This window comes from Lacisediminimonas sp., from assembly GCF_030645335.1.
Taxonomy (GTDB): domain Bacteria; phylum Pseudomonadota; class Gammaproteobacteria; order Burkholderiales; family Burkholderiaceae_D; genus Lacisediminimonas.
The window spans coordinates 1-18490 of record NZ_JAUSNH010000137.1 but is presented as its reverse complement, the minus strand read 5'-3'; the positions used below and the strand labels follow the sequence as shown (position 1 = coordinate 18490).

The 18490-nt window shown below is 61.7% G+C and carries 18 protein-coding genes and 1 other RNA gene; 10 read left to right on the top strand and 9 right to left on the bottom strand.

Annotated features, from left to right (window positions below):
• The 4 genes from Q7T64_RS09975 to Q7T64_RS09960 form a co-directional block, all read right to left on the bottom strand.
• Positions 1-339 (bottom strand): DinB family protein (locus tag Q7T64_RS09975; RefSeq protein ID WP_304795083.1); only part of this gene is annotated, 339 nt, incomplete at its 3' end.
• Positions 340-362: 23 nt separating this feature from the next.
• Positions 363-1313 carry an L-histidine N(alpha)-methyltransferase gene (gene egtD, locus Q7T64_RS09970; RefSeq protein WP_304795081.1) on the bottom strand — a complete coding sequence of 317 codons (951 nt, stop codon included), beginning with the start codon at positions 1311-1313 and terminating at the stop codon, positions 363-365.
• Between the two features lie 29 nt (positions 1314-1342).
• Positions 1343-1798 (bottom strand): TlpA disulfide reductase family protein, encoded by a 456-nt coding sequence (locus tag Q7T64_RS09965; protein ID WP_304795079.1) that lies wholly within the window; start codon positions 1796-1798, stop codon positions 1343-1345.
• Between the two features lie 99 nt (positions 1799-1897).
• Positions 1898-2980, bottom strand: a complete 1083-nt coding sequence (locus Q7T64_RS09960; RefSeq protein ID WP_304795076.1) for a transglutaminase domain-containing protein — start codon at positions 2978-2980, stop codon at positions 1898-1900.
• A gap of 180 nt (positions 2981-3160) precedes the next feature.
• Here Q7T64_RS09960 and Q7T64_RS09955 point away from each other — a divergent pair, with 180 nt between their 5' ends.
• The 5 genes from Q7T64_RS09955 (at position 3161) to Q7T64_RS09935 (ending at position 10398) form a co-directional block, all read left to right on the top strand.
• Complete coding sequence (locus Q7T64_RS09955) at positions 3161-3889, top strand: ABC transporter ATP-binding protein (RefSeq protein WP_304795074.1); 729 nt, start codon at positions 3161-3163, stop codon at positions 3887-3889.
• Positions 3886-6399 (top strand): FtsX-like permease family protein, encoded by a 2514-nt coding sequence (locus Q7T64_RS09950; RefSeq protein ID WP_304795072.1) that lies wholly within the window; start codon positions 3886-3888, stop codon positions 6397-6399. Before Q7T64_RS09955 ends, Q7T64_RS09950 begins: the two co-directional genes overlap by 4 nt.
• A 61-nt stretch (positions 6400-6460) precedes the next feature.
• Entirely contained in the window at positions 6461-7612 is a 1152-nt protein-coding gene (locus tag Q7T64_RS09945; protein WP_304795070.1) for a carotenoid 1,2-hydratase, read from the top strand.
• On the top strand, positions 7609-9390 hold the full coding sequence (locus tag Q7T64_RS09940) for an ABC transporter transmembrane domain-containing protein (RefSeq protein WP_304795068.1): 1782 nt from the start codon (positions 7609-7611) through the stop codon (positions 9388-9390). Before Q7T64_RS09945 ends, Q7T64_RS09940 begins: the two co-directional genes overlap by 4 nt.
• Before the next feature lie 36 nt (positions 9391-9426).
• Positions 9427-10398 (top strand): thymidylate synthase, encoded by a 972-nt coding sequence (locus Q7T64_RS09935; protein WP_304795065.1) that lies wholly within the window; start codon positions 9427-9429, stop codon positions 10396-10398.
• 46 nt (positions 10399-10444) lie between these two features.
• Here the strand turns inward: Q7T64_RS09935 and Q7T64_RS09930 are convergent, their stop codons facing one another.
• The 3 genes from Q7T64_RS09930 to Q7T64_RS09920 all read right to left on the bottom strand — a co-directional run bounded on the left by Q7T64_RS09930 (position 10445) and on the right by Q7T64_RS09920 (position 11714).
• Positions 10445-10906, bottom strand: a complete 462-nt coding sequence (locus tag Q7T64_RS09930) for an EVE domain-containing protein (protein ID WP_304795063.1) — start codon at positions 10904-10906, stop codon at positions 10445-10447.
• Positions 10907-11050: 144 nt separating this feature from the next.
• Positions 11051-11229, bottom strand: a non-coding RNA gene (gene ssrS / locus Q7T64_RS09925) — 6S RNA.
• A gap of 173 nt (positions 11230-11402) precedes the next feature.
• Positions 11403-11714 carry a cell division protein ZapA gene (locus Q7T64_RS09920; protein ID WP_304795061.1) on the bottom strand — a complete coding sequence of 104 codons (312 nt, stop codon included), beginning with the start codon at positions 11712-11714 and terminating at the stop codon, positions 11403-11405.
• Between the two features lie 59 nt (positions 11715-11773).
• Here Q7T64_RS09920 and Q7T64_RS18120 point away from each other — a divergent pair, with 59 nt between their 5' ends.
• Positions 11774-11905: a hypothetical protein gene (locus Q7T64_RS18120; protein WP_370653298.1), complete on the top strand. Its 132-nt coding sequence runs from the start codon at positions 11774-11776 to the stop codon at positions 11903-11905.
• Positions 11906-12009: 104 nt separating this feature from the next.
• Here Q7T64_RS18120 and Q7T64_RS09910 read toward each other — a convergent pair whose 3' ends face one another.
• Complete coding sequence (locus Q7T64_RS09910) at positions 12010-12816, bottom strand: polysaccharide deacetylase family protein (RefSeq protein WP_304795057.1); 807 nt, start codon at positions 12814-12816, stop codon at positions 12010-12012.
• Positions 12803-13942, bottom strand: coding sequence for a glycosyltransferase family 1 protein (locus Q7T64_RS09905; RefSeq protein WP_304795055.1), 1140 nt, complete (start codon positions 13940-13942; stop codon positions 12803-12805). The genes Q7T64_RS09910 and Q7T64_RS09905 overlap by 14 nt, the downstream gene beginning before the upstream one ends.
• 324 nt (positions 13943-14266) lie before the next feature.
• Here Q7T64_RS09905 and trxA point away from each other — a divergent pair, with 324 nt between their 5' ends.
• The 4 genes from trxA to Q7T64_RS09885 all read left to right on the top strand — a co-directional run bounded on the left by trxA (position 14267) and on the right by Q7T64_RS09885 (position 18336).
• Positions 14267-14593, top strand: a complete 327-nt coding sequence (gene trxA / locus Q7T64_RS09900; protein WP_304795053.1) for a thioredoxin TrxA — start codon at positions 14267-14269, stop codon at positions 14591-14593.
• A 105-nt stretch (positions 14594-14698) separates the two neighbouring features.
• Positions 14699-15964: a transcription termination factor Rho gene (rho, locus tag Q7T64_RS09895; protein ID WP_304795051.1), complete on the top strand. Its 1266-nt coding sequence runs from the start codon at positions 14699-14701 to the stop codon at positions 15962-15964.
• A gap of 185 nt (positions 15965-16149) precedes the next feature.
• Positions 16150-16416 carry a type B 50S ribosomal protein L31 gene (locus Q7T64_RS09890; RefSeq protein ID WP_304795049.1) on the top strand — a complete coding sequence of 89 codons (267 nt, stop codon included), beginning with the start codon at positions 16150-16152 and terminating at the stop codon, positions 16414-16416.
• 201 nt (positions 16417-16617) lie between these two features.
• Complete coding sequence (locus Q7T64_RS09885) at positions 16618-18336, top strand: glycosyltransferase family 39 protein (protein ID WP_304795047.1); 1719 nt, start codon at positions 16618-16620, stop codon at positions 18334-18336.
• Positions 18337-18490: the final 154 nt, after the last annotated feature.

Below are 18490 nucleotides of genomic sequence, written 5' to 3'. Positions count from 1 at the left end.
ACGGGAGGCCAACACGTCACGCAAGCCGGGCCGCGTCAGCAAGCCACGCTGTGCCCGCGCATGCATTTCGCCGACACCGTTGTAATAGGAATTGAACAGCATCCTGAATGCCGGATGGAAGGACTGGTATCCCGCTTCATGCTTTTCCAGGATGAATGTCTCGAAAAACCAGGTCACATGGGCAAGATGCCATTTGGCCGGACTGGCGTCGGGCATGGATTGCACGCAGCAGTCCTCTTCCGACAGGTTTGCCGCCAGTGCAATACTTTTACCGCGGACCAGAGGGAATTGTGCGCGCAGTTGGTCCAGGCTAGGGAATGAGCGATCGCTTTCTGCCATGCCAGGTCGCTAGCGATATCGGTTCAGCCGACGCGGGCGTGACACACCATGAACCATTGCTGCGGATCGGTCCAGGCTTCGATGCCTGCAAAGCCCGCCTCCTGCAACAAGGCCAGGAAGGCAGCCCGACTGTATTTGTAGCTGTTCTCGGTATGGATCCGTTGGCCGCGCTCGAATCGGCGCGCGCCACCGTCCCAGCCGACGCGCTGGTCTTCCCTGGCTTCGAGATGCATTTCAATACGACTGTCCACGGCGTTGAATAGAGCCTGATGGCGCCAGCCGGACAAGCGGAAATCGGCATGCAGCAGCGCGTTGACGTTGTTGAGCACGTTCAGGTTGAAGCAGGCAGTGACGCCCAGTGCATCGTCGTACGCCTGTTGCAAGGTCGCCGGATCTTTCACAAGGTCAACACCGATCAACAGGCTGCCATCGCTGCCGCATGCATGGCACACGCGGCGCAAGAATGCAACGGCTTCCTGCGGCGTGAAGTTGCCGATCGACGAACCGGGATAAAAAAATAGCCGCCGGCCGCTTGGCACCTCCGGCGGCAGTTCCAGCGTTGTTGAAAAGTCGATACCCACGCCCAGCATGGGCATGGCCGGATATTGTGCCTGTAGCCGTTCCACCGCCTGTTGCAGGAAGCTGGTTGAAATGTCGACCGGCACGTAAGCCGATGGCTGCAGCACCGGGAAAAGCGATGCCGCCTTTTCGCAATTGCCTGCGCCCAGGTCGATCAGCACGCGGCCGCTTCCTGCGGCTTGCCCAATCGCAGCCTGTTGATCAGCAAATATCGCGGCCTCGGTGCGGGTCGGGTAATACTCTGGCAGCTCGCAAATCGCTTCAAACAGTTTGGAGCCGAGCAGATCGTAGAAATGTTTCGGGGCGATGGCGGCGGTCGGCGCCGACAGCCCGGCCGTCAGTTCATCACGGATTGCAGCCGCATCTTGTACTGCTATCTGGATGAAACGGGCCATTGGGCGAGATCGCTATAGGTGAGTGAGCGTTATTTAAGCAATTCCAGGATCGGCGCCTGCAACGATGGTTCGTCCCATTTTGCTTCACCCACCAATTGATAGCGCAGCATGCCGTTCCTGTCTACCAGGAAGCTGGCTGGCAAGACCCTGACCCGCCACGCTTTTGACACAGATGAATCGTCATCCCGCAAAATCAGGAAATCGACCGGCGTAGTACGCAGGAATTGTTCGATGCGCCCCCGGGACTCGCCCAGGTTGACTGCAATGACCTTGAAACCGCGTGCACCGAATTTCTGCTGCAAGCGGTTCATTGCCGGCATTTCATCGCGGCAGGGTTCGCACCAGGTGGCCCAGAAATTGAGCAGCACCACCTGGCCTTTGAGCGACTTCAGGTCAACTGTCTTGCCGGCGAGATCGGCCAGCGACAGCGCCTGCGGCGCTTGTCCGCCCGGTGTGGAGTAACTTTTCCAGTCCGACCCTGCCATGACAGGCAGTGCGACAAAAAAAGCAAGTGCAGGCAAGATTCCACGCAACCAGCGCGTCATGCAGTCACCGTCAGGTCGCAGCAATAGTACATGGCGCGCTTAAGCCGGGATTTCGCGCGCGACGATCTTGTACTTGAAGTTGTCAGGATCGAGACTGTCGATACGAACCAGTCGCCCCTGGTCGTAGGCTTCACCATTGGGATACATCAGGAAACCGATCGGCCCCTTGGCGGCGCCCGGCAATTGCACGTCATGCGCGTAGTTATAGGCCAGCCAGTTCATTTCCCATGCACCAAACAAGCGCTTGCGGGCTGCCTCGACCTTGGCGTCGCCAATCGGCAGTCCGCCATTTTCTTCCAGGATGACCTTGCGGACATCGGCCGGGTCAACCGGAATCCAGCCGGTTCCCGCCAGGTAAAACTCCGCGCGGCAATGTTGCGCCCGGGTGATGTCGCCCGATTTTCCCAAGGACTTGTAGCCTAGCCGCGAATCGGCAACGCGAATACCGTACACATCGCGCGCCGGAATGCCGGCAGCCCGCGCCAAACCGACGAACAGGGCATTGAGGTCGGCGCATTTACCGCCAAGACTTTTTGTTTCGAGCATCGCCTTGATATCGCCGACGCCACAGCCGCGGACCTTGCCATCGCGGTGGGTGTTGTCGACGATCCATTCGTAAATCGCGTGCGCGCGGTCGAGGTCGTTTTTCCGGCCCTTGGTAATGTCCCGCGCCGTCTCGCCGACGATGCCATCGGTTGGCAACAGTGCGGTGGACTCCAGATACTTGCGCCGCTCGCTGTCGCTCAGCGACTCGCCGGTTGCCTGCCCTGGCGTGACGGCACGATCGCGCGTACTGAACTGCGAAACGAGCTCGACCACGGGTGTGTCGGCCTGGCTGAATTGCGCCACCAGGATGCCGGCGCCGTAGCGCGGGTCCTGCACGATACTGGCCTGGCCGCTGCCCGCATTGAAGCGGTTAGCGATCACTTTCTGGTATTGCGTGTTGACGGATGGCACCGGCAACCAGACGCGGGCCGGGCCAGCACCCGTTAGTTCAACCCGGGTCGTGACTTCAAAGGTACGCCAGCCCGCCTCACTGGCGTGCGCCGCAGAAACCAGTGAGCCGGTTGCCGCTGCGCTCGATAGCGCGGCGCCTGTCTTGAGGAAGGTACGACGATCCATATTCATCTCTCTAAGGAAATAACGAACAAGCTGACGATTAACAGTCGAACGTTTTGCCGATTGGAAAACCAGCAGGGCAGCATGCCCCGCGCATTGCGCGGGCGGCCTGCAAGTCAAACTTGCAATACACTGGCGCAGTTTAACGCATCCCCCGCACCCTCGCAGAACACCACCGCCACGATGGAACGCTCACCACCCTCCCCGACTTTTCCACCGTTGCCGCGCGCGGCCACACCAGGCGCTGGCATCACGCCGGCCCTCCAATGCAAGGGCTTGCGCAAGCAATATGGACAACGGGTGGTGCTGGAACATCTCGACTTTTGCCTGATGCCCGGCGAGTACGTGGCGATCATGGGTGAGTCCGGCGTTGGCAAATCAACGCTGCTGAACCTGATCGCAGGACTGGATACGCCCGACGCCGGCCAGTTGCTGGTAGACGGTGTCGACCTGGCTGGCGCCGACGATCTGCAGGCGACTTTGCTGCGGCGGCAAAAACTCGGCTTCGTGTTCCAGGCATTCCACCTGCTGCCCCACCTGACGCTGCTGCAGAACGTTGCGCTGCCGCTCGTGCTCAACGGCCTGCCGGCGGCGCGCGCGATGACGATGCTGGCGGCAGTCGGCCTGGCCGGCAGGGAACACGATTTTCCGCGTGCACTGTCGGGCGGTGAACTGCAACGCGTGGCAATTGCGCGTGCGCTGGTGCACCAACCGCGACTGCTGCTGGCCGACGAGCCGACCGGTAATCTCGATCCGGATACGGCACAAGATATCCTGGCCTTGCTGCGCGCTGAAATCCGCGCCAGTGGTGCCTGCGCCATCATCGTCACCCATTCCCGTGCCGCCGCCAGCACGGCTGATCGCGTGCTGGTGTTGCGGCGCGACGGACTGCATCAAGAAGCGCTCGCATGACGGCATCAGTGCTGACCCGCTGGCTGTTGCAGGGGGAGCTGCGCGCGCATCCCGTGCGCGCGCTGGTGGCGCTGGCCGCGATCGCCTTGGGCGTGGCGCTGGGCTTTGCAATCCACCTGATCAACGCAGCGGCCTTCAATGAATTCAGCGCCGCCATCAAGACCGTGTCCGGCACGGCCGATTTGCAGGTGCGCGGCGCCCAGGCTTTTTTCGATGAACAGGCTTATGTGCGGCTGGCGCGCATGGATGGCGTCGCCCAGGCTAGTCCGGTGCTGGAGGTGGATGCCACGCCAATCGATGCCAAGGGCACGCTGAAAATCGTCGCCCTCGATGTTTTCCGCAGCGCGGCCATCACGCCGGACCTGATCGGCGTGCCGGCTGCAGACCGGCCTTTCGATGGCTTGATGGATGACACCATCTTTCTTTCTCCCGCTGCGCTGACCTGGCTGCAGCGCAAGGCGGGCGACAGCGTGACACTGCGCATCGGCGGCGCGCCGGTCACGCTGCGCATTGCCGGCACCCTGACCCGTGCGCGTGCCGGGCAACGCCTGGCCGTGATGGACCTGGGCGCTGCCCAATGGCGGCTGGGTCGGCTGGGACAGTTGTCGCACATCGACCTCAAACTGGACGCCGGCATCGATCGTGAACAATTCCGCCTGCGCTTGCAGCGCGAACTGGGCAGCACCTTGCTGGTGACGCAGGCGCAAGACCAGGAGCAGCGCACTGAACGCATGTCGCGCGCCTACCGGGTCAATCTGAATGTGCTGGCGCTGGTGGCCTTGTTCACTGGCGCATTCCTGGTTTTTTCGACGCAGGCGCTGTCGGTGATTCGCCGGCGCAGCAGCTTCGCGCTACTGCGCGTGATCGGCTGGACCCGCCGGCAATTGATCGGGCAGGTATTGCTGGAAGCGGCTTTGCTGGGCGCGATCGGCTCGCTGCTCGGCCTCATTGCCGGTTACGCGATGGCTGCGCTTGCGCTGCGCCTGTTCGGCGGCGATTTGGGCGGCGGCTATTTTCCGGGGGTGCGGCCCGAGCCGGTGTTCAGCATGGGCGCGGCGCTGCTGTTTTTTTGCGCCGGCACCGGTGTTGCCCTGCTCGGCAGCGCCGCACCGGCATGGGAAGCGGCACGGACGCGCCTGGCGCCCGCGCTCAAGGCCGGCAGCGAAGACAGTGCGCTGGCACGTCTTGCCACGCCCTGGCCCGGCCTGGCTTGCCTGCTGGCCGGCGCGTTGCTTACGCAAGCGCCACCGGTCGCCGATTTGCCGCTGTTTGGCTACCTGGCGATCGCGCTGCTGCTGATCGGTGCGATTGCCTTGATGCCGCGCATGGCCGCTGCCCTGTTCACGCGCCTGGCGATCTTCCCGCGCCGCGCCGTCACCATGCTGGCAATGAATCGGCTGGCCAACGCGCCCAACCAGGCCTCGATTGCATTGGGCGGTGTGCTGTCCAGCTTTTCGCTGATGGTGGCAATGGCGATCATGGTGGCAAGTTTCCGGATATCGGTGGACGACTGGCTGCGCCATCTGCTGGCGGCGGACCTGTATGTGCGCTCGCCGGGCGGTGAAAGCGCGTTATTGAGCCCGGAGCAGCAGGCATCGATCGAGCGCGTTCCGGGCCTGGCGCAAGTCGGATTCCAGCGTGTGACGCAATTGACTCTCGATCCGGCCCGCCCGCCGGTCGCGGTCATCGCCCGCCTGATTGATGAGGCCGATGCCGGCAAATCCTTGCCGCTGACCGGTGGGCAACTCGACACCGTTGCTGCGGGTACGGTGCCGATCTGGGTTTCCGAAGCCATGGTGGACCTGTACGACCATGCGCTGGGCAAGCGCATGAAATTGCCGATCGGCACTGGCGAACAGGATTTTGTCGTCGCCGGCATCTGGCGTGACTATGCACGTCAGAGCGGCGCAATACAGATGCGCCTGGCAGACTATCAGCGCATCAGCGGCGACCGGCAGATCAACGACGCCGCCCTGTGGCTGGCCCGCGATGCGCAAATGCAGGCAGTGCGTACTGCGCTGCGTTCCTTGCCCTTCGGTCCCACGCTGGAACTGACCGAGCCGGCGGAAATCCGCGCCATCAGCCTGAAAATATTCGATCGCAGCTTTGCCATCACCTACCTGCTCGAAGCGGTCGCCGTGATGATCGGCCTGTTCGGGATTGCCGCCACCTTCAGCGCACAGACGCTGGCGCGCGCACGCGAATTCGGCATGCTGCGGCATATCGGCTTTACCCGGCGGCAGATCATGCAACTGCTCGTGGCGGAAGGCGTGTTGCTGAGCGCCATTGGCATCGCGGTTGGCTTCGTGCTGGGCTGGTGCATCAGCCTGATCCTGATCTTCATCGTCAATCCGCAGTCATTTCACTGGAGCATGCAATTGCATATGCCGTGGGGCTTGCTGGCGGCAGTCACTGCGCTGCTGCTGGCCAGCGCAGGACTGACTGCATTGGCGTCAGGCCGGCTTGCCGTTGCCGGCAGCGCCGTGCGGGCGGTGCGGGAAGACTGGTAAGGGAGCCGCAATGCAACAGACAGAGTGCAACAGCATGCAGCAACGATTGCGCAGGAGCAAAATGCACTGCTGGAAAGTAGTGGCAATGATGATGCTGGTTTGCGTGTCGGTGGGGGGGGGCCGCGCACAGACCGCCGGGCCAGCGACTGCGGCTGCCCCGAACCCAACGGCGACATCGCTTGCAGCTGCCAGCAAGGGCAAGCCGGTCGCGTTCGCGCAGGTGACGCCGGACAAACCGCTGCAGTTTCCCGCTGATTTCGGTGCGCATCCCGATTTCCGTACTGAATGGTGGTACGCCACCGGCTGGTTGAAACTGCCCGATGGCATGGCACTCGGGTTCCAGGTCACGTTCTTCCGATCGCGCACGGAACACGCTCCCGACAACCCAAGCCGCTTCGCACCAAAGCAATTGATCATTGCCCATGCAGCGATCTCGGATCCGCGCGATGGCAAGCTCTTGCATGACCAGAAAAGCGCCCGTGAAGGCTGGGGACTGGCCTATGCAAAAACCGGCGATACTGACGTCAAGCTGGACGATTGGTCTTTGCAACGCCAGCCGGACGGTCGCTACCTGGCCCGCATCCGCGCGCAGGAATTCAGCCTTGCGCTCGACTTCAAGCCGACCCAAGGCCTGATGCTGCAAGGGGACCAGGGATACTCGCGCAAGGGCCCCAGGCCGGGCCAGGCCAGCTACTACTACAGCGAGCCGCAATTACAGGTCAGCGGGCAATTGACGCGCGGCGGAAAGTCGGTGACGGTCAGCGGCCAGGCATGGCTGGACCATGAATGGTCGAGCACCGTGCTTGATGAACGCGCCGTCGGTTGGGACTGGGTCGGCGCCAACCTGGATGATGGCAGCGCGCTGATGATGTTCCGGATACGGGGCAAGAACGGCGAACAGATTTGGGCGCATGCAGCGCTACGCGATGCCGCTGGCCGGATTACGCGATTCGGACCTGAATCGGTCAGCTTTAAACCGTTGCGCAGTTGGCGTTCGCCGCGCACGGGCGCAAACTATCCGGTTTCGGCCATTTTCCGCACGGGCGACACCGAATGGCGACTGACACCACTGCAGGACGATCAGGAACTCGACTCGCGGATGTCTACCGGGACGGTCTACTGGGAGGGCGCAATCAAGCTTGAAAAAAATGGCAGGCCGGCCGGGAACGGCTATCTGGAACTGACGGGTTATGAAAAGGCATTGAAGCTATGACAAACGGCACACGTGCCAAGGCCGGGCTGGGCACACTGGCTGGCCTGTTTCCTTTTTTGCGGCCCTACCGCAAGCAATTCCTGTTGGCCGGCATCGCACTGCTGGTGGCAGCGGGCGCAACCCTGGGCATTCCGGTGGCGTTCCGGCAAATGATCGACTTCGGCTTCGGCGATGCGGCGCGCCGCAATGCCGGCCAGATCGACCTGGTTTTCCTGGCCTTGTTCGGCCTGGCTGCGCTGCTGGCAGTTGCCACCGCCGCACGCTTTTACATGGTGTCCTGGCTGGGCGAACGCGTCACCGCCGATATTCGCAGCGCCGTGTATGGCCATGTCATTACCCAAAGCCCGGTGTTCTTCGAGACCACCCGGACCGGCGAGGTGCTGTCACGCCTGACTGCCGATACGACGCTGATCCAGGCCGTGGTCGGCACCAGCATTTCGATGGCCTTGCGCAATGCGCTGTTGTTTGTCGGCGGCATGGTGATGCTATTCGTCACCAGCGTATGGTTGTCGTCGATCATCCTGGTGCTGCTGCTGGCGGTGGTGGTGCCCATCGTGGTGTTCGGGCGACGAGTACGCAAGCTGTCGCGCGATTCGCAAGACCGCATTGCCGATGCATCCGCGCTGGCCGGCGAAATCCTCAATGCGATGCCCACCGTGCAGGCATTCACCAGGGAGCAGGCTGAATCGGACCGCTTCGGCGCGACGGTGGAGCAGGCGTTCCGCACCGCGATCGACCGCATCCGCGCCCGCTCGATGCTGACCGTGATCGCCATCCTGCTGGTGTTCGGCGCGATCGTGTTTGTTCTATGGCTGGGCGCGCATGCGGTGCTGCGTGGTTCGATGACAGCCGGTGAGCTTGGGCAATTCATCCTGTACGCCACCATTGTCGCCGGCTCGATTGGCGCGTTGTCGGAAGTGCTTGGCGAAGCGCAGCGGGCGGCGGGCGCAACCGAGCGACTACTGGAATTGCACCAGGCGCAGCCGGCAATCACCTCGCCATCGCACCCGGCGCCCTTGCCCACAGGCACAGAGCGCGGCGCAGCGCTGCAGTTGGATTCGGTCAGCTTTCATTATCCGTCGCGCCCACTGCAGGCTTCGCTGTCGGCAGTGTCCTTGTCGATTGCCGCCGGCGAAACGCTCGCCATTGTCGGTCCGTCCGGCGCCGGCAAGACGACGTTGTTCCAGTTGCTGTTGCGCTTTTACGATCCGCAACAGGGACGGATCCTGTTGAACGGCGCGGATATCCGTACCCTGGCGCTGGGCGACCTGCGCAATACGATCGGTGTGGTACCGCAAGATACGGTGGTATTTTCGACCAGCGCGATGGAAAACATCCGCTACGGCCGGGCCGGCGCCAGCGACGAGGAAGTGATCCGGGCGGCGCAGATGGCGGCGGCGCACGAGTTCATCGAGCGGCTGCCCGAAGGCTATCAATCCTTTCTCGGCGAACGCGGCGTACGGCTGTCAGGCGGCCAGCGGCAGCGTATTGCGATCGCCCGCGCGATGCTGAAAAACCCGCCGCTGCTGCTGCTGGATGAAGCCACCAGTGCGCTCGATGCAGAGTCAGAACGCCTGGTGCAATCCGCGCTGGAGGCGGCAATGGTCGGCCGCACCACCCTGGTCATCGCCCACCGGCTGGCGACCGTGCAACGCGCCGACCGTATCGTCGTGATGGACGAGGGGCGCATTGTCGAGACCGGCACCCATACCGAACTGATGGCGCACGGCGGCCTGTACGCCAGCCTGGCCAAGCTGCAATTCAATTCGCCGGTCTGAGCAGCGATACAATACGCTTCACTTCAGGAAATTTTCATGCGCCAATACCTCGACCTCGTCCGTAATATCCTCGACACCGGTAGCTGGCAGGAAAACCGGACCGGCGTGCGGACCATCAGCATTCCGGGCGCAGCCATGCGGTTTGACCTGCAGGCCGGTTTTCCTGCCGTGACCACCAAGCGGCTGGCCTTCAAGTCGGTGATCGGGGAGCTGCTCGGCTTTTTGCGCGCTTCACGCAGTGCGGCAGAGTTCCGCGCGCTTGGTTGCAAGGTGTGGGACCAGAACGCCAATGAAAATGCCGACTGGCTGGCCAATCCCTATCGCGAGGGGCCCGATGACCTGGGTCCGGTGTATGGCGTGCAATGGCGCGACTGGCCGGCGTACAAACTGATTCCGGCCACGCACGTGGCGCGCATCGCGGACGCGGAAAAGCATGGCTATCGGGTGGTAGCGCCGGTACTCGACAAGGGCGAACCGAAAGTCTTGCTATACAAGTCGATCGACCAGCTGCGCACTTGCCTGGACACGATCATGACGAATCCGTCGAGCCGCCGGATCCTGTTTCACGGCTGGAATTGCGCGGTGCTTGATGAAATTGCGCTGCCTGCGTGCCATCTGCTGTACCAGTTCCTGCCAAATGCAACGACCAGGGAAATATCGCTTTGCCTGTATATCCGCAGCAACGACATTGGATTGGGTGCCCCCTTCAATATTGCCGAAGCCTCTGCCATGCTGCATCTGGTAGGCCGGCTGACCGGATACACGCCGCGCTGGCTCAGTTACTTCATTGGCGATGCGCACATCTACGAGAACCATCTCGATATGCTCAACGAGCAACTGGCGCGCGATCCCCTGCCCTTGCCGAGCTTGCAGATCGATGCCCGCATCCCGGATTTCAGGGAAACGGGAATCTATGCACCACAATGGCTTGAGCAGGCCGAACCGGCCGATTTTTCGCTGGTGAATTACCAGCACCATGCGGCGCTGACGGCGCCAATGGCGGTGTGAGCGATGGCCGGGCTGGCCGCCAGCATTGATATGGACGCAATCCGGCTCAGTCGCCAGCCAGTTTCATTAGCTTGTCCCACTGTTGACGGGTCACCGGCGTAATCGACAAGCGATTGCCGCGGCGCAGGATCACCATATCGGCAAGATCTGGCTGCTGGCGCAATTCGGCCAGGGTCAGCAAGCGCGTCTTGCGCAACGCCCGCACATCCACCAGCAGCCAACGCGGCTGTTCGGGGCGTGCAGCGGGGTCGTGATACGGACTACCGGGGTCGAACTGCGTCGGATCCGGATACGCAGTGCTCGCCACTTCCGCAATCCCGGCAATGCCCGGTTGCGCGCAGCTCGAATGGTAAAACAGGATGCCGTCGCCAACTTTCATCTGATCGCGCATGAAGTTACGGGCCTGGTAATTGCGCACCCCGGTCCATGCAACGCACTGCCCCGGCGCTGCCAGCGCATCGTCGATGCTGACTTCGTCGGGTTCGGATTTCATTAGCCAGTACTGCATGTCAACGCTCCGCGATGTGTCCGGTCATCTGCCGACCCTGCACGTCGTTGGCGGCTGCGGCAGGACCGACCGGCGTCACCAAGAAAAAATTTGCGCCGGCAGCAAAAAAAAAAACGGCTGCATCGAGATGCAACCGCTTGAGTCTGGTTTCCCGCCAGTGCCGCTTTGCCGGCATCCCGAACCTTATGGTTCAGAGTGGCCACAGTCATGTCAACTTCGGGTTCGTCGGACTAGCGACGCTCACACCCGTCAACCTTGTTCCGCAGCCGTTGCACTTGAAAGGTTCAAGGAATATATGGCAATGGCGAACACGGCAGGAGTAATAAAGTCTACCCGATCCACTCGTGAAGTCAAACGCTTCCTGAGGTGGCGTGTGCTTATTTTTGGGGACACAACCGATGTCCTGAGCCGGCCATGCAACCGGGCATCATGCGTCTGGTTTTGCAAAGTAAAAGTGGCAAGCACGAGGCAAGGCCGAGCCAGGCAGGCAATCTGCTCAGAAAAGGTTTTCCTGCGGGGCCAGCGCCTGGTCAAGCTTGTCGTGCAGGCCGGCGAGCACTTGCCGCATCTGGGCCACCGATACACCGGCAAGGGGGCCGTCTTCGCCCTTGGTTGCCAGCAACTCTGCCGCCATCCCCAATGCTGCCATCACGGCAATGCGATCGTTGCCCTTGATCTTGCCGGCATCGCGAATGGCACACATTTTCTCGTCAAGGTAGCTCACCGCCTCTTTCAAGGCTTGTTCCTGGCCCTCCTTGCAAGCGAGTTTATAGGCCTGGCCCATAATGGAAACATCAAGCTGGCTCATGCTGCCTCCTCCTGCTGGGTTGGATCGGGTAGTTTTTCCAGGAGGAGTACGACGCGCTGATGCGCTTCTTCCATGCGTCGCGCAAGCTCGGCATTGTCCGCAACCAGGCCGGCGCAGCGCAGGCGCAGCTCGGCGTTTTCACGGCGCAGGGCGTGGGCCAGTTCGGCAAGCTGGTCGACTTTATCGGATAGGGCAAGGAATTCAGACATCATCCCGCCACTATAGAGGGGTGAACAAATCTCCGTCAATAGATTACGGCTTGGACACGACTGTTCGGGCGGTCATGCGACAGGCATCACGATGCGGTGCCGGCCGCTGATCGCAATCCATGCCAGTGATCATCATGCTGCGCAGCAGACCAATGCAATGCAAACGCCGACTTCGTCATGGCGTCCCGTGTTTGCAACAGTTTTTCAATCGCCCGCTGGCAATGCAGCAGCGTTGACGGATAGTGCGCATCCCGCGGATGCAAGGCCAGGCGCAACAAGGGCGCGCTGCGTAGCATTGGCGCACAGACGTCATTGACGCAGCGCGACACGGTACTGCCCCATCCGCTGCGCGCGCTGTACACCAGGGCGGGTGCGAACACCGAATGGCGCTGCGGCAGCAAATAGAAGCGCGAAAATGTCGTCGTGTAGCGAAACGGCGCCGACGCCAGCGCATCCCAACTGCCGTCGGACAGCAACCAGGCCGGCGCCACGAAGCCGTCCGGCGTCCATCCCCGCCGGGCAAACCATTCCACCCCCCAGGCCAGGCGCCTGCGTGCCTGCCGGGCGCCGAGACCGGCAAACTCGCCTTCGCCCTGCGTATAGATATGGCGGCAGAAGTAGGTCCAGGGACAGTCGGGGCCGCGCCCTTCGTCAAGGTGGGTGTAGCCATGCAAGGCCAGTTCGTCGCCATGCTCCCGGTGCGCATCCAGCGCGGCGAAGCAGGCGTCGTCAGACGCGCCCTTGCAACGGTGGTGCCAGGCCGGCACCACCAGGAAGGTGAGCGGAATCGGCGCTACTTTGCCGACCGCATCGATCAGCTTTTCGCACAAGGGCCAGGTCGCCGGTGCGACATCATGGATCGATACACACAGCGCGGGCTTAAATCCATCCATGGCTCGCCTCCTGTTCCATCAGGTCCCGGCGGCTCGCCGTGAGTACGCTGGCATACTGGTACAGCAACTGCGGCATGATGATGCGCCAGTCATAGCGACGCACGACCTTGTCGCGTGCAGCCTGCCCCATTGCCAGCATGTCGCGCGCATACAGGCTGCGGATTGCGTGGGCCAAAGCGCCCGCGCGCCCGGGCGCGGCCAGCATGCCGCAACTGTCATCGATCAATTCAGCCACGCCGCCCGCGTGCATGCCCACCACCGGAATGCCGCTGGCCATCGCTTCGAGCACGATAAGGCCAAAGGTTTCGCCATCACCCGGGTGTACCAACGCATCGCACCCGGCCAATAGCCGCGCCAGTTCGCGCGGCTTCTGGAATGGCAGGCAGGTCACTGAGGACGAATGGCGCTTGTGCTGGGTTCCGCCGACCATCAGCAAATGATAGGGAGGCCCGAGGTGTTCGATGGCGTCGATCAGCAGCGGCAACTTCTTCTCGCGCGTGAATCGGCCGGCATACACCAGCAAGCGGGTAGTGCCCGGCAAGCCCAGTTCATCGCGCAAGCCAGGACTTTGCAAGCCGGGATGGAATAGATCGGTGTCGACACCCAGCGGTTGATGACGGACCCGGGTGATGCCAAGCGAGCGCAGTTGCTGTACCGCGCTGCCGCTTGGCGCCAGCACCAGGTCAAAATGGCGATACAGGCGCCTCACGTAACGCGCGGCCGCGGCATGGGCTGCCTCGCCAAAGCGTTGCTGCATGATGCGCGGCAGATCCGTATGGTAGTAGGCGATCGCCGGCACCCCGAGCGCGCGCTTGGCCCGCAAGGCTGCCCATGCAAGCTGGTAGGGGTCGCCCACTTCGATCAGGTCCGGACGAAGCTTTCGCAATGCGCGCTCGGCATGGCCGGTCGGCAGTGGAATCCTGATGCCACCGACGCCCGGTATGCGCATGCTCGGCAAGGCGATCAGGCCCTGCGGGCGGGCGGCGGCATTGGCGCTGACATGCGGCGCAATCACTGTGTGTTCGATGCGCCGCCGCCGGGCCAGCCAGTTCGATTTGGCAGCCAGGTAAGTCCGCACCCCGCCGCTCTCTGCGGGATAGAACATGGTGATGTCGACGATGTGCACGCTCGACCCAAGTGAGATGGATGAATCCACACTATCGCAAGCATCCTTGCTCGCCTTGATACCGGTCAATTCAGCCGGGCCAGCCGGCGCGCTACGCCGGTTCGCTCAAGCTGCGGCCAAGGTATTTGCACGACAGGCACACTTTTTTTGAAAATCGGTTATGATTCGCGTAATTCCCCGTCGTACCACCTCTAAAGCACCGTTCAAAGCCGTCGTTGAACAGGTTGTTGTCGAGCGATCTGCCGTCCTGACCGGCTTTCGTCGGGTAACAGCATCAGCCCCTCCGCGGTGAAAATAACTCCATACCCCTCAATTGAGGAAATCATGAGTGACAATATCAAACATATCAGCGACGCATCCTTCGATTCCGACGTCTTGAAGTCCGACAAACCCGTACTGGTCGATTTCTGGGCCGAGTGGTGTGGCCCGTGCAAGATGATTGCACCCATCCTGGAAGAAATCGCCAAGGAATACGACGGCAAACTCCTGATCGCCAAGATGGACGTCGATGCGAACCAGGCAGTACCTGCCCAGTTCGGCATTCGTGGCATCCCGACGCTGATCCTGTTCAAGAACGGCGAAGTCGCCGCTCAAAAGGTGGGCGCGATGGGCAAAGCCCAGTTGGCGTCGTTCATCGACAGCAATATCTGACAAGTAGCAAAATGCGGCGGCACGCCCGTGCCGCCGTCTCCTAAAGACTCCACCACACCGCAGTCCCCTCCCCCACCCACTATTCCCGTCCCGGGACACAAACACATGCATTTATCCGAATTGAAGGCCATGCACGTCTCAGCACTGCTTGAGATGGCAATCGGCCTGGACATTGAAAACGCTGCGCGCCTGCGCAAGCAGGAACTGATGTTCGCCATACTGAAAAAACGCGCCAAGTCCGGCGAGCAGATTTTTGGCGACGGCGCCCTCGAAGTACTGCCAGACGGCTTTGGCTTCCTGCGCTCGCCCGATGCCAGCTACATGGCGTCCACCGACGACATCTATATCTCGCCTTCGCAAATCCGCCGCTTCAATTTGCATACCGGCGATTCGATCGAAGGCGAAGTCCGCACCCCGAAGGATGGCGAGCGCTACTTTGCACTGGTCAAGGTGGACAAGGTCAATGGCGAATCGCCGGAACTGTCCAAGCACAAGATCCTGTTCGAGAACCTGACGCCGCTGCACCCGAACAAAATGCTGCCGCTGGAACGCGACATGCGCGGCGAAGAAAATATTACCGGCCGCATCATCGACCTGATCGCACCGATCGGCAAGGGTCAGCGCGGACTGCTGGTGGCGTCGCCGAAATCCGGCAAATCGGTGATGCTGCAACATATTGCGCACTCGATCACGGCCAATCATCCGGACGTGACGCTGATTGTCCTGCTGATCGACGAACGTCCTGAAGAAGTAACCGAAATGCAGCGCTCGGTGCGCGGCGAAGTGGTCGCATCCACCTTCGACGAACCGGCGACGCGCCACGTGCAAGTTGCAGAGATGGTGCTTGAGAAAGCCAAGCGCCTGGTGGAGATGAAGCGCGACGTCGTCATCCTGCTTGACTCGATCACCCGCCTTGCGCGCGCTTACAACACCGTGATCCCGGCTTCGGGCAAGGTGCTGACCGGCGGCGTTGACGCCAATGCGCTGCAGCGGCCAAAACGTTTCTTCGGCGCGGCGCGCAATATCGAAGAAGGCGGCTCGCTGACCATCATCGCCACCGCGCTGATCGAGACCGGCAGCCGGATGGACGACGTGATCTATGAAGAGTTCAAGGGCACCGGCAACATGGAAGTGCATCTCGAACGCCGACTGGCCGAGAAACGCGTCTACCCGGCGATCAACCTCAACAAGTCCGGTACCCGCCGCGAAGAATTGCTGATCAAGCCCGACCAGCTGCAAAAGATCTGGGTGCTGCGCAAGCTGCTCTACAGCATGGACGAAATCGAGGCGATGGAATTCATCCTCGACAAGCTGAAGTCGACCAAGACCAACCTGGAATTCTTCGACATGATGCGCCGGGGCGGCGGCTAAGTTGCCCGACCGTGGCTGCGGCGCAATCGCCGCAGCCACGGTCTTGTCAGGCCAGCACGGGAATCGCTGTCGGAATCCTGTATAATCCCGCCTTTCCCCAAACGGACAAGTGACCGTCAATCGGGTCAGGAAGCAGCGACGACCGACGAAGTGACGATTGGCTACCCAACCATACGAGGCTAGAAATGAAAGAAGGCATTCACCCCCAATACCGTGAAGTCGTGTTCCACGACCTCTCCTGCGATTTCAAGTTCATCACGCGTTCCACCGTGCAAACACGTGAAACGATTGAGTTCGAAGGCAAAACCTATCCGATGGTGAAGATCGAGGTATCGTCCGAATCGCATCCGTTCTACACTGGCCAGCAAAAAATCGTCGACACCGCCGGTCGTGTCGAGAAATTCCGCCAGAAGTTTGGCAAGCTGGGCAACCGCGGCAACAAGAACATCTAAGTTCGCGTACGCGATGCACCGGGAAAGGCAGCTTTGGCTGCCTTTTTCGTTTCAAGAGTTTGCGCTCGCCGGCCCCACGATCAGCCTGCCGCAATCAGGTACCTATCCACTGGATTGCGCGCTGAATGAGCCGCATCCCCTTGCCTTTTCCGGCACAATAGTCGCCAAGCACAAAAAGCCGACAAGGCAACTTCCCTGCACATGAAGCCAGTCCGACTCCCCGCCTCTGCCACGCTTGCGCTGCCGCGCTGGGGACTCGTTGCACTGTGCCTGCTGTACATCCTGCCCGGACTGATCCGGCGCGACCCCTGGAAGCTGGATGATGCGGCCGGCTTCGGCATCATGTGGACCATGGCGCATGGCGGCCTGCAGGACTGGTTGCTGCCCAATATTGCCGGCATGCCGGTGCTGGGCGAAGGACCGCTGGCCTTCTGGATTGGCGCACTGTTCATCAAGCTGTTCGGCGATCTGCTGGGCGATGCGCTGGCGGCCCGTATTTCGACCATCCTGTTTTTCCTGATCGGCGCGATGGCAGTCTGGTACGCAACCTACCTGCTCGGCCGGCGCGGCGAAGCGCAGCCGCATAGGCTGGCCTTTGGCGGCCAGCCGGAAGCAAAGGACTATGGCCGCACGCTGGCCGATGGCGCACTGCTGATCTACCTCGGCTGCCTCGGCCTGCTGTTGCGCAGCCATGAAACCAGCGCCGAAGCGCTGCAGGTGTCCCTGGTCGCGGTGTCCCTCTACGGCGCCGTCAGGCTGTTCGATTCCGGTTCAAGGCGCGGCGCGGTCACCCTCGGACTGACACTGGCCCTGCTGGCACTGACCCGCGGTTATGTCGTTCCGCTGGCGATTGCAGCCGCGCTACTGGTTCCGGCGCTGCTGGCTGGACCAAAGGTAATGCGCCGGCTGCTGGTGCTGTCTTTCCCGCTGGCTGTGCTGATCATGGCGGCCTGGTTTTTCGCACTGCAGGCATGGAGCCCGGAAGCGGCCTCGCGCACGGCTGCCTGGCTGCAATGGAATGCCGAACAATTGGTGCGCCCCAGCCTGTCCAGCATCGCTTACCTGCTCAAAAATGGCATATGGTTTTCGTGGCCGGCATGGCCGTTTGCGCTTTGGGCGCTGTATGCCTGGCGCAAGCAGGCGCAGGCACTCCACATCCGCCTGCCCCTGACGATTCTGGCGGCCGCCGTCCTGCTTGCCGTGGCCAATCCGCATTCTGAAGAATCGCTGCTGCTGCCGCTGCTGCCGCCGCTGGCAATACTGGCCGCATTTGGCTTGCCCACCATGAAGCGCGGTGCGATCAATGCCGTTGATTGGTTTTCGGTAATGACGCTGACAGCCTGCGCTGCCTTCATCTGGGTCGGATGGATCGCCAAGCAAACCGGCTGGCCGCCACAGATCGCCAGGAATGCATTCAAGCTTGCTCCGGGATTCCAGCCCGAGTTCAACCTGATCGCCCTGCTGATCGCCAGCGCGGCAAGCATTGGCTGGATCATGCTGGTTCTATGGCGCATAGCGCGCCGCCCTTCTGTGCTGTGGCGCGCGGTCGTCCTGTCCTCTGGTGGCGTCATCCTGTGCTGGCTGTTGCTGATGACCTTGTGGCTGCCATGGCTGAATTACGGCAAGAGCTATGCCGGCGTGGCGCAACAGATCGCCGGCAAGCTGCCGCCGGCCGGATACTGCGTGGTATCGAATGTCGGCCCGGCACAGCGGGCGTCGTTTGCCTATTTTGGCCAGGTAAAATTTTCGCGCCCGGGACAAAACGCTTGTCGCTACCTGCTGCTGCAGGACAGCCTGTCCAGAAGGAACAGCCGCCAATTGCTGCAGGAACATGAAGGCGACTGGACCCTTTTATGGGAGGGCCGCCGCCCATCCGATCGCGATGAACGTTTCCGTCTCTACCGGCGCGGATCGAACTGACAACAGGCTCACGGCAGCCCGCTAGCGCTCTCTCTTCCTGATGACCTGGTTCCACCATTTCACTCACCATGCCCGACGCATCGGCACGCTCGCCTGGCCACTGCTGATCGGTCAACTTGCGGTGATCGCCAACGGCGTGATCGATACCGCGATG